General features: G+C 32.7%; 15 protein-coding genes. All 15 read left to right on the top strand.

Annotated features, from left to right (window positions below; translation table 11 throughout):
- Nucleotides 1-2 precede the first annotated feature (2 nt).
- Complete coding sequence (locus EG359_RS09335; RefSeq protein ID WP_076352588.1) at nucleotides 3-608, top strand: sugar transferase; 606 nt, start codon at nucleotides 3-5, stop codon at nucleotides 606-608.
- Between the two features lie 7 nt (nucleotides 609-615).
- Nucleotides 616-2,142 (top strand): amino acid adenylation domain-containing protein, encoded by a 1,527-nt coding sequence (locus tag EG359_RS09330; protein WP_076352587.1) that lies wholly within the window; start codon nucleotides 616-618, stop codon nucleotides 2,140-2,142.
- 8 nt (nucleotides 2,143-2,150) lie between these two features.
- Complete coding sequence (locus tag EG359_RS09325) at nucleotides 2,151-2,981, top strand: GNAT family N-acetyltransferase (RefSeq protein WP_164463056.1); 831 nt, start codon at nucleotides 2,151-2,153, stop codon at nucleotides 2,979-2,981.
- Nucleotides 2,962-3,192: an acyl carrier protein gene (locus tag EG359_RS09320; RefSeq protein WP_076352585.1), complete on the top strand. Its 231-nt coding sequence runs from the start codon at nucleotides 2,962-2,964 to the stop codon at nucleotides 3,190-3,192. The genes EG359_RS09325 and EG359_RS09320 overlap by 20 nt, the downstream gene beginning before the upstream one ends.
- Entirely contained in the window at nucleotides 3,192-4,259 is a 1,068-nt protein-coding gene (locus tag EG359_RS09315) for a ketoacyl-ACP synthase III (protein WP_076352584.1), read from the top strand. The genes EG359_RS09320 and EG359_RS09315 overlap by 1 nt, the downstream gene beginning before the upstream one ends.
- A gap of 19 nt (nucleotides 4,260-4,278) precedes the next feature.
- Complete coding sequence (locus EG359_RS09310) at nucleotides 4,279-4,500, top strand: acyl carrier protein (protein ID WP_076352583.1); 222 nt, start codon at nucleotides 4,279-4,281, stop codon at nucleotides 4,498-4,500.
- Nucleotides 4,501-4,507: 7 nt separating this feature from the next.
- Nucleotides 4,508-5,254 carry an SDR family NAD(P)-dependent oxidoreductase gene (locus EG359_RS09305; protein ID WP_228434950.1) on the top strand — a complete coding sequence of 249 codons (747 nt, stop codon included), beginning with the start codon at nucleotides 4,508-4,510 and terminating at the stop codon, nucleotides 5,252-5,254.
- A 9-nt stretch (nucleotides 5,255-5,263) separates the two neighbouring features.
- Entirely contained in the window at nucleotides 5,264-6,007 is a 744-nt protein-coding gene (locus EG359_RS09300; protein WP_076352581.1) for an SDR family NAD(P)-dependent oxidoreductase, read from the top strand.
- Entirely contained in the window at nucleotides 6,007-6,603 is a 597-nt protein-coding gene (locus EG359_RS09295) for an MBL fold metallo-hydrolase (protein WP_076352580.1), read from the top strand. Before EG359_RS09300 ends, EG359_RS09295 begins: the two co-directional genes overlap by 1 nt.
- Nucleotides 6,604-6,615: 12 nt before the next feature.
- A complete protein-coding gene (locus EG359_RS09290) occupies nucleotides 6,616-7,275 on the top strand; it encodes an acetyltransferase (protein WP_076352579.1) in 660 nt (219 codons plus the stop codon).
- Between the two features lie 3 nt (nucleotides 7,276-7,278).
- Nucleotides 7,279-7,881: an acetyltransferase gene (locus EG359_RS09285; RefSeq protein WP_076352578.1), complete on the top strand. Its 603-nt coding sequence runs from the start codon at nucleotides 7,279-7,281 to the stop codon at nucleotides 7,879-7,881.
- 16 nt (nucleotides 7,882-7,897) lie between these two features.
- Entirely contained in the window at nucleotides 7,898-9,034 is a 1,137-nt protein-coding gene (locus EG359_RS09280) for an aminotransferase class I/II-fold pyridoxal phosphate-dependent enzyme (RefSeq protein ID WP_076352577.1), read from the top strand.
- 16 nt (nucleotides 9,035-9,050) lie between these two features.
- A complete protein-coding gene (locus EG359_RS09275; protein WP_076352576.1) occupies nucleotides 9,051-9,620 on the top strand; it encodes a sugar transferase in 570 nt (189 codons plus the stop codon).
- A 26-nt stretch (nucleotides 9,621-9,646) separates the two neighbouring features.
- On the top strand, nucleotides 9,647-10,192 hold the full coding sequence (gene rfbC / locus EG359_RS09270) for a dTDP-4-dehydrorhamnose 3,5-epimerase (RefSeq protein WP_076352575.1): 546 nt from the start codon (nucleotides 9,647-9,649) through the stop codon (nucleotides 10,190-10,192).
- Between the two features lie 97 nt (nucleotides 10,193-10,289).
- Nucleotides 10,290-11,591 carry a 30S ribosomal protein S12 methylthiotransferase RimO gene (gene rimO / locus EG359_RS09265; RefSeq protein WP_076352574.1) on the top strand — a complete coding sequence of 434 codons (1,302 nt, stop codon included), beginning with the start codon at nucleotides 10,290-10,292 and terminating at the stop codon, nucleotides 11,589-11,591.
- Nucleotides 11,592-11,708 lie beyond the last annotated feature (117 nt).

The raw sequence follows: 11,708 nt of genomic DNA, 5'->3' as shown, positions 1-11,708 counted from the left end.
TAATGTATAAAAACTTTTTTAAAAGACTCATAGATTTTATCCTTTCGTTAAGCCTTTTAATTATTTTTAGTCCTATTTTTTTATTTGTAATGATTGGGCTTTTGTTTGCTAATCAAGGAAAACCTTTTTTCTTTCAAAAAAGGCCTGGAAAAAACGGCAAAATATTTAAAATAGTAAAGTTTAAAACGATGAATGATAAGAAAGATAAAAATGGAAATCTCCTGTCCGATGCAGAAAGACTTACGGCTATCGGAAACTTTATTCGAAAAACTTCATTAGATGAAATCCCTCAACTGATTAATGTTCTAAAAGGAGATATGTCAGTTATTGGACCACGTCCATTATTGCCAGAATATTTACCTTTGTACAGCCATGAACAAAAGCGTCGCCATGATGTTAGGCCAGGTATTACAGGATGGGCACAAGTGAATGGGCGAAATGCTATTTCTTGGACAAAAAAATTTGAACTGGATGTTTGGTATGTAGATCATTTATCCTTTTCTTTGGATGTCAAGATATTTTTCCTGACAATTAAAAAAGTATTTATTAGAGAGGGAATCTCACAAGAAGGACAGGTAACAACAGAGGGTTTTAAAGGTAATAATTAATAATAATATGAAAAGGAATTTAATTGAATACTTAGCGGAAACAGTAAAGCTTAAAGCAAATAATGTAGCCGTTATAGAAAATGAACAAGAAATCACATTCAAAAAATTATATAATAATATCGCCGTTTTAGGAAACTATATTCTGGAACAGTCTGATATTATTAATAAACCAGTTGCTATTTATTTACCTAAATCCATTAATTGTGTAATAGCAGACTTAGGTGTCATGATAAGTGGAAATGCTTATTTGAATTTAGATGTAAAAAGCCCACAGCAGCGTATAGTAAATATTCTAGAGCTTGTAAAACCCGAATTTATTATTACTACAAGAAATCTATTAAAAAATATTGATCCTATTTTTGATTCGGAGAAAATTATTTTAATAGATGAATTGAATTTTGATATTGAAGGCAATGATCATGTTTTATTGGATAGACTTCAGAAGAGAAGTATAGATACTGATATGTCTTGCGTTATTAATACTTCAGGTTCTACAGGAACTCCAAAAAGTGTAGCCTTAAATCATAGAAGTTTTGTAGATTTTATCGAAGTATCTGATGAAATTTTCAATTTCTCAGATAATGAAGTTATAGGTTCTCTTTCTCCGGTAATTTTTGATATTTTCAGCTATGAACTGTGCATGTTGATTTCAAAAGGAAGCTGCATCGTTGTATTACCAGAAAATTTGGCGGCGTTTCCTATTAAGATTTTAGAGGAAATGCAAAGAACAAAAGTAAGTTTCATATTCTGGGTTCCAACTATTATGGTGAATATTGCCAATATGGATTTATTGACAAAAGTTAATCTGGATTCATTAAAATTAGTTTGGTTTGCAGGGGAGGTGTTCCCTACAAAACAATTTAATTACTGGAAGAAAAACTTAACCCATACAAAATTTGCAAACCTTTACGGCCCTATTGAAATTACCCTAGATTGTACTTATTTTATTGTAGATCGAGATTTTGAAGATAACGAACCTCTTCCAATCGGAATACCATATAGAAATACTGATGTCTTAATCATTACAGATGAAGATAAACTAGCAGAGAAAGGTGAAGAAGGAGAATTATGCGTAAGAGGAAGCTCTTTAGCTCTAGGGTATTATAATAATCCGGAAAAAACACAGGCGGCTTTTGTTCAGAATCCTTTGAATTCTCATTATCCGGAAGTAATTTACAGAACAGGAGATATAGTTGCATTAAATGATAGAAACGAAATTATATTCAAAGGAAGGAAAGATACTTTGATTAAACATCAGGGATATAGAATAGAGCTAGGAGAAATTGAGCATATTATTGTAAATACTCTTAAAATTGCTAAAAATGCCTGTTGTGTTTATAATCGAATGTCAAAGGAAATTGTTCTGTATTACGAAAATGCTACAGATATTGAAGCTGCCGTTTTCAGAAAAGAACTGTTGGCAAGCTTACCTAAATATATGATTCCAACGGTTTACATCAGATATGATGAAATGCCAAGAAATCCAAATGGAAAAATAGATCGAGCTTATCTAAATCAGAAAGCAAACTCATAATGATGACTATGGAAAGACTCTTAAACTTTACATTTTCTGATATAAAAAATGAATTGTTCAGATTAAAAAGTAAAGAAATGAAAACTAATTTTTTTATTTCTGAAACACAATTCAAGGAACTTCAAAATGAAAATAAAATTGAAGTATTCAAGACGGATAAGGCATGTTTTTTGATAACGAAAGATGACGGTTTTTCAAGATTTTATTTTATAGTATCGGAAATCGCTGCATTAAAAACAATATTGGAATATGTTTCCATAAACTTTAGTGGTGAAATATCTGTTGAAACGGCTGGGAATTCACAATATTTGGAAAATGTAAAACAAGTTTTTCTTGAAAATGGATTTTATGAATATTCTTCAATGATAAGAATGAATAAAATGCGTTCAGAGACAAATGAAGTTAATTTTGAAGGAATTCATTTACTAACTGAGGATAAGAAACCTGAAATTCAAAAAATTTATAATAAATATTTTGATAAATTTGTCGAACGAATACCCTCAGGGGCTGAGATAGATCATTTTATTACCAATAAGAATGCATACTACTTTTCAGACAATGATGAAATTCAAGGGTTTATAATTTTTGAATCTCACGGTATAACCAGTCATTTAAGATATTGGTTTGTACACCCTAATTATAGAGAAAAGAAAATTGGATCAAAGCTTATTCAACTTTTTTTTAATTTAGGAGAAAATGTGAAGCGGGAATTGTTTTGGGTAATTGAAAGTAACGAAAACGCTATAAAAAGATATAAACATTTCGGGTTTGCAGAAGAAGATATGCACAACCTGATTTTAATAAATAAAAACAAAAAATATGAAGAGTCAAATTATTGATATACTAAACGGAATTCGCCCGGAGTTTGATTTTGGTACTGAAACCAACTTTATCTCTCAAGGAATGCTGGATTCGTTTGATTTAATTACTTTGGTTACAGAGTTGGATGAATCTTTCGGGATTTCAATAGATGGAACAGATATTTTACCTGAAAATTTTGAATCTGTTGATTCCATCGAAGCTCTAATCAAAAAGAACGGGGTACAGTAATGAAAATTGATTTTTCAAATAAAAAGATCACGGGAATATTAAGCATTCTGCCATCAAATGAAGTTTTGTTTGAAGATGAAATGCATAATTACAGTTTCTCAGAAGCAAAATCATTAAAGCTAAAAGCAGCAATGGGCTTTAAATCAAAAAGAGTGGTTGCTGATGAATCTACTACTAGCTTTGACTTGGTGGTAAAAGGGTTAGATTATTTGTTTGAAAATAATTTATTAGACAAAGATTCTATTGATGCAATACTATTTGTAAGTCAAAGTCCTGAGTATATTATGCCGCCAACCAGTAATTTATTGCATGGCAAATACGGATTGGATGAGAAAGTATACTGCCTAGATATTAATCAAGGATGTGCCGGTTTCGTAGTAGGGCTGCAGCAAAGTTTTATGTTGCTGAACAATCCTGGAATTAATAAAGTTGTTTTGTGTAATGCAGACGTTCTAAGTCCGAAAGTTTCTAAATTTGATAGAAATAGCAATCCATTAATTGGAGATGCAGCAGCAATTACCATTATTGAAAATACAACAGAATCTACCTCTATTATAGGAGAGATCAGGATGGACGGGTCTGGAGCAATGGCATTAAATGTACCTGCAGGTGGAGCTAGAATGCCTATTACAGAAGAAACTTCCGAATTGTACGAAGATACTTTTGGAAATAAGCGTAGTAAAAACCATCTGGTGATGCAAGGTGATAATGTTTTCAATTTCGTACAAACCAAAGTTCCTGAACAGATCAAAAATATAGTTGAGTCATCTAATGACAATGTAGATACTATTGATTATTTTCTTTTTCACCAGCCAAACCGTTTTATGTTGCAAAAATTAGCAGATAAAATTGGAGTTAGTAGAGATAAACTACCTTTTAATGTAGTGGAAAATTTTGGGAATTCAAGTGGAGTGACAATACCCGTTGTTACCACATTTAATCTTGGAGATCAATTAGAACACTCCGAAATGAAAGTTTGTTTTTCTGGCTTTGGAGTAGGGTTAACTTGGGGAACAATTATTATGAACCTTGGGAACTTAGACTTTTGTAAATTAATTTATAAATAAAAATATTAAATATCATATCATGGAAGATTTTTTGGAACAAATTGCAGAGATAATGGAGGTAGACAGTGTAAACCCTTCTGATGAATTAAATTCATTTGAAGCTTGGGATTCATTAACAATGCTTTCTATTATTGCTTTAGCTGATGATGAATACAAAGTGTCATTAACTAACAGTGAGATTGCAGATGCAAAAACAATTGATGGCTTATCTAATTTAATTTTAAGCAAACAAAATGCATAAAAACTTCTTGGACTTTTCAGAAAAAGCAATCCTTATAACAGGTGCTGGTTCTGGAATAGGAAAAGCTACAGCTTTGTATTTATCATCGATAAATGCAAAGCTTCTTTTGTTAGATATTAATGAAGATGCTTTAAAAGAAACTCTTAGCCTTTGTAATGATCAATGTGATTATTTAGCAATAGACTTGTCTGATAGTCATGGAATTAAAATACCAGTGCAGGATAAGATTAAAACCTTTGGACCCCTTGATGGGATGGTTCATATTGCAGGAATACCTTATTTATCTCCATTGAAAACATTAAATACAGATACTGTAGATAAAGTTTTAAAAGTAAATACGGTTGCTGCTTTAGAACTGGCAAAGATCTTCACAAAACATAAGAATTATAAGACGGAAAATCCATCTATTGTATTTATTTCTTCAGTATACGGATTGGTTGGATCTGCTGCAAATGTAGCATATGCAATGTCTAAGTCTGCATTGCATGGTATCACTAAATCTCTGGCTATAGAATTAGCACCAAAACATATTCGTGTAAATTGTATTGCTCCTGGATTTATAAAAACCCAAATGCTTGATGATGTTTCCGGATCTTTTGATAATGAATACAATAATCGTCTAAATCAACTGCACCCTCTTGGATTAGGAGAAGCAGAAGATATAGCATATGGGATTACTTATCTCTTATCCGATATGGGTAAATGGGTAACTGGTACTATTTTATCGGTAGATGGTGGTTTTACTGCCCAATAACAAAATTTTATGAAAGAAACTCTTTTTTTAACTGGCGCTACGGCAGGAATAGGTGAGGAAATAGCTATTGTGCTTTCCAGGCAATATAATATTATTTTAAGTGGAAGAAATACTGAAAAGCTAGAAGCTCTAAAGGCAAAATGCTCTACAGAAAATTCTGTTTATACCCTTCCGCTTGATCTTTCAGATTTAGATAGTTTAGAAAAAAACATTCCGGCTTTTATTGCTGAAAATAATATTACCATCGAAAAATTTGTACACTGTGCAGGATTTATGAAAATGGTTCCTTTAAAATTAGTGAGCCAAGATCTTATGTTGGAGACTTTTAAAACTAATGTATTTTCAGCCAATACGATTATAAAGCTTCTTTGCAATAAAAAGGCAAATAACTCAGCACTTAATAATGTGGTATTAATTTCAAGTAATATCAGTAATAGAGGAGCAAAGGCAATGAGTACTTATGGGTCCTCAAAAGCTGCATTAGATGGATTAATGCGCAGCTTAGCTGTAGAATTAGCTCCAAAAGTACGTGTAAATTCTGTTTTACCAGGAGCTGTTATTACTGAAATGACCAAAAGTATTTTTGAAAACGAAGAAGTAAGTAATAGAATGTCTGCACAATATCCACTAGGTATTGGCCTGCCCAATGATATTGCAGAAGCTGTGGGTTTTCTGCTTTCTGAGCAGTCAAGATGGATTACAGGACAACAACTTACCGTTGACGGTGGTAGAAGTATAAATATAACGGGCTAATGTTTACAGTACAGAAATTTGAAAATACACCAATAGATTCTGTTACTTATATTATCACTAACCCTGAGAATAATCTAGCAATTGTTATTGATCCGGGTACTGAAAATGATGATAGACTATTGGATTATTTTGAAAAGAATGCTGTAATTCCCAAATTTATTTTTTTAACTCATGAGCATTTTGATCATATTTTAGGAGTTAATTATTTACGTAGTCAGTTTCCTGAAATTGAGGTAATTGCCTCTGATAAAACCTCGGAGAGATTACCCAATCCAAAAAAGAATCTTGCTATATTTCACAATCAAATTAATTTGGTAGTACAGCAGGCAGATATTTTAATAAATGAGGGGAAATTCTCTTGGATTAATTTAAATTTCGAAGTTTTTAGAACTCCGGGGCATACAGATTCTTCAATAAGCATATCTCTAGAAAATTCCTTTTTTTCAGGAGATTTTTTACTTCAAGGAAGTCGGATTGTGACCAATTTGCCAACAGGATCCAAAAAGCAATATCAAGAAAGTATAGAAAAATATGATCACTTGTTAAAAGGTTTGACAATCTATCCGGGACATGGTGAATCTTATATTTACGAGTAAAATAAACATAAAATGAAGCAAATTATTTTTATAGGTGGTGGTGCGGTAGCGTCGGAAGTTATTTCATATTTAGAGGATATTCAAAAACTAAATCCTGACCAAAAATTTTCTATTCATGGATTTTTAAATGATGATGTGGAAGATTTTAAATTAAAGTCCGAAAAATATGGATTCGATGCTCCTTATTTAGGAACCATTGCAGATCATCATTTTTCATCAGATTTTGCTTATATTTTTGGTTTTGCAAGTCCAGAGGGTAAAAGCAAAATTGTAAGCGAACTGGACCTTGAAAGTTTAGACTTTCCTAATATTATCCATCCTTCAGTAGTAATATCCAAATCAGCAAAATTAGGAAAAGGAAATGTTGTCTACCCAAATACAGTGATCGGTCCAAATTGTAAAATAGAAAACTTTAATCTTATTACATCTTATAGTTTTATTAGCCATGATTGTGAAATAGGAAGTTTTAATTTCTTATCTACTGCAGGTCTGGCAGGAAATGTAAAAATAGGAGAGAAAAATTTTTTTGGAATTAGAAGTACTGTTATTCCATCTATAGCAATTGGTTCTAATAATACAATTCAAGCAGGAATGGTCATTGATAAAAATGTAACAGATAATGAAACTGTTTTTTACAGATATAAAGAAAAGGTAACCATAATTAAACAATAGCATATGTTTTTATATGGAGCTAACGGACATGGAAAAGTTGTTGCTGAGATAGCAGAAGAAAATAAAGTATCAATAGAAGCATTTATTGATATAGACTTTCATAAACAAGTATTTTTGGGCTATAATGTAATGCATGAAATTCCAAGCAATACCTTAGATATGATAATTTCTATTGGTGATAATATGACTAGACGAGAGATAGCCCATAAAAATCACAATATTAATTATTTAACATTGTCCCATCCTAGTGCAAATATATCATTACGTACTACTATTGATAAGGGAACTGTTATTATGGCAGGCGTATCCATTAATTCCGGAGTGGATATTGGAAAACACTGTATTATTAATACAAACTCATCTATAGATCATGACTGCAAAATTGGTGATTTTGCCCATATTTCACCAAATGCTGCTTTAGCAGGAAACGTAGTGGTAGGAGAAGGTACACATATTGGATTAGGAGCTTCAATTATTCAAAATATTAACATTGGAAAATGGTGTACTATTGGGGCAGGAAGTGTAATTTTACAGGATATCCCGGATGGAGGAGTTGTCGTTGGGAATCCAGGTAGAGTGATTAAAATAAACAGTCTTAATAATTAGATAAAAAAATATAAAGATGTCTGAAAAAATTTGGCTTTCCTCTCCACATATGGGAGGTAATGAATTAAAATATATCAACGAAGCTTTCGAAGAAAACTGGGTAGCACCACTAGGTCCTAATGTGAACGGGTTTGAAGAAGACCTTGAGAAGTTTTTAGGAAGAAATACAAAAGTAGCCGTTCTTTCTGCGGGTACAGCAGCGCTTCACCTTGCCCTTATAGAATGCGGTGTACAACACGGGGATGAAGTAATCTGTCAATCAATGACATTCTCTGCATCTGCCAATCCTATTGCATATTGTGGAGCTGATCCCGTATTTATTGATAGCGAACCAGAGACATGGAACATGTGTCCTAAAGCTTTAAAAGAAGCTATTGAAGACAGAATACAAAAAGGCAAGAAGCCTAAGGCTATCATTGTTGTTCATTTATATGGTATGCCTGCAAAAATGGAACAAATTGTTGCCATTGCAGAAGAATATCAAATTCCAATCATTGAAGATGCTGCGGAAGCTTTAGGTTCTACTTATAAAGGGCAAGCTTGTGGAACATTTGGACGTTTCGGTGTGCTGAGCTTCAACGGAAATAAAATCATTACAACTTCAGGTGGTGGAGCTTTGGTTTGTCACACACAGGAAGATAAAGATAAAACCGTTTTCCTTTCAACACAGGCAAGAGATAATGCCCCTCATTACCAGCACTCTCATATTGGTTTCAATTATAGAATGAGTAATATTGTAGCAGGTATCGGAAGAGGGCAAATGGAAGTTCTTAATAACAGAGTGGAAGCACGCAGAGCTATGCATGACTTTTATGTAGAAACTTTCAAAAATATAAATGGAGTAACCGTATTTTCTGAACCGGAAAGTGACTTTTATTCAAATCACTGGCTTTCAGCAATCATTGTAGATCCTGAACTTACTGGGAAAGACAGAGAAGGATTACGCATGGCATTTTTAGAAGATAATATTGAGTCTAGACCACTTTGGAAACCAATGCACTTGCAGCCTGTTTTTGCAAATGCTCCATATTATGGTGGAAATATCTCTGAAAAGTTATTTGATAATGGACTATGCCTGCCTTCAGGTTCTAATTTGTCAGACGAAGACAGAGAAAGAATATTGAAAGTAATCAATTCCTATTTCGGATCTTAAAATACTTTTCAAATAAATGAATCAGTATAAATATTGGAAAATTCTTTTTGATTTTATCTTTGCGATAATTCTGACTGTTTTTCTGATGCCACTACTGATTATTTTATTTATCATTGCGAGCTTTGACACATCTTCTAATGGTATTTTTTTTCAAAAAAGAATTGGACAATATGGAAAGGTTTTTACCATTTTTAAGTTTAAAACAATTCACCAAAAAACAAAGAATTGTTCCAGAATCGGACAAGTTCTCAGAAAGTTCAAACTAGATGAACTTCCTCAACTGTTCAATATTGTAAAAGGAGATATGAGCTTTGTTGGGCCGAGACCTGATATCGAAGGATACTATGATAAACTTAAAGGTAATGATAGGAGAGTATTGGAATTAAAACCTGGATTAACCTGTGAAGCAAGTATAGTATACAGAGATGAAGAAAATCTTTTGAAAAAACAAGAAGATCCCTTGAAGTACAATGATGAAGTATTATTTCCGCATAAAGTAAAGATGAATCTGGAATATCTGGAACATTTGTCTTTTAAAAATGATATTAAAATTCTTTTGAACACCCTGTTAATTATAGTAAAATAAAATTTATATAGAATTTCCAAACCATTATGAAAATAAAAGAAACTCCACTTAAAGATTGTTACATTATAGAACCTACTGTATTCGAAGATGATAGAGGTTACTTCTTTGAAAAATACAATGAAAAAAGGTTTGAGGAGCTTACCGGTATGAATGGCCATTTCGTTCAGGACAATATTTCAAAGTCTTCTTATGGTGTATTAAGAGGATTGCACCTTCAGAAAGGAGAACATGCACAAGCCAAATTGGTATCATGCCTTGAAGGGAGTGTATGGGATGTTGCAGTAGACCTTCGAGAAGATTCTCCAACTTTCGGTAAGTGGTTTGGTATTGAACTTACAGCCGAAAACAAGTTACAGCTTTATGTTCCTAGAGGTTTTGGACACGGATTTTCTGTATTAAGCACCCATGCTGTTTTTTCTTATAAATGCGATAATTTTTATAATAAAGAATCAGAAGGCAGTGTGAAGTTTAATGATCCTGATATAGGTATAGACTGGAAGATCGATGAAAAAGATGCCGTTTTATCTGAGAAAGATGAAAATGCACCGAGTTTTAAAGAAAAAAACTTTTAAAGTATAGTATTGAAAACCACTTTTTTAAAGTGGTTTTTATTTTTGTAATCATTACTCTTTTAATATTTTGTATCTTTGCAGACTCAAAATCAAAAAGATGCGTACAAAATCTGTAGGGAAGAAGAAAATCAATGTAGTTACTCTTGGATGTTCCAAGAATGTATATGATTCTGAAGTATTAATGAGCCAGCTAAAAGCCAATGGTAAGGAAGTGGTTCATGAAGACCGCGGAGATATTGTGGTTATCAATACTTGTGGATTCATAGATAATGCAAAAGAAGAATCCATCAATACTATCCTTGATTATGTTGAAGCCAAAAACAGAGGTGAAGTAGAAAAGGTATTTGTTACTGGTTGTCTTTCCGAAAGATATAAACCAGATTTGGTGAGAGAAATTCCTGATGTAGACCAGTATTTTGGAACAAGGGATCTTCCTATTTTATTAAAGCATCTTGGTGCAGATTACAAACATGAATTGGTTGGGGAGAGATTAACAACTACTCCAAAGCACTATGCATACCTCAAAATTTCTGAGGGCTGTGACAGACCATGTTCTTTCTGTGCAATTCCATTGATGAGAGGAGGTCATATTTCTACACCTATCGAAAAACTAGTATCTGAGGCTCAGAAATTAGCGAAAAAAGGAACAAAAGAATTAATTCTTATTGCCCAGGACCTTACTTATTACGGTTTGGATCTTTATAAAAAACGTGCATTAGGAGATTTATTAAAAGAACTGGTAAAGGTAGAAGGAGTGGAGTGGATACGTCTTCATTATGCTTTTCCAAGCGGATTTCCGGAAGATGTTTTAGATATTATCCGTGAAGAGCCTAAAGTTTGTAACTATATAGATATTCCACTTCAGCACATTAATTCTGACTTGTTGAAATCCATGAAGAGAGGAACAACCCACGAAAAAACAGATGCTCTTTTGGCTAAGTTCAGAGAGAAAGTTCCCGATATGGCTATTAGAACAACCCTTATTGTTGGATATCCGGGGGAAACGGAAGAAAGGTTCCAGGAACTTAAGGATTGGGTTAGAGAACAGAAATTTGACAGATTAGGATGCTTCACATATTCGCATGAGGAAAATACTACTGCACACGTATTAGAGGATGATATTCCACAGGAAGTAAAAGAAGCAAGAGTAGAGGAAATCATGGAGTTGCAGTCTCAAATTTCTTGGGAAAAGAACCAGGAAAAAGTAGGTAAGACATTCAGATGTGTTTTTGATCGTAAAGAAGGAAACTATTTTATCGGAAGAACAGAGTACGATTCTCCGGATGTAGATAACACTGTTTTAGTCTCAGCAGAAGATACCTATATCTCCATTGGAGAATTTGCGGACGTAAGGATTACTTCAGCAGAAGAATTTGACTTATATGGTGAATTAGCCTAAAATATAAATAGCTATTAATCAGTAATAAACTGATGATTTTTTTTAGCTTAAAAATTTGAAATATTACTAAAATTTAACATAAATGATCTAGATGATGAAATATTTATGTTGTTGATT

This window comes from Chryseobacterium joostei, assembly GCF_003815775.1.
In the GTDB taxonomy this organism is placed as follows: domain Bacteria; phylum Bacteroidota; class Bacteroidia; order Flavobacteriales; family Weeksellaceae; genus Chryseobacterium; species Chryseobacterium joostei.
Note: the sequence above shows the minus strand (reverse complement) of the source record. Positions and strands in the feature narration are given on the sequence as shown.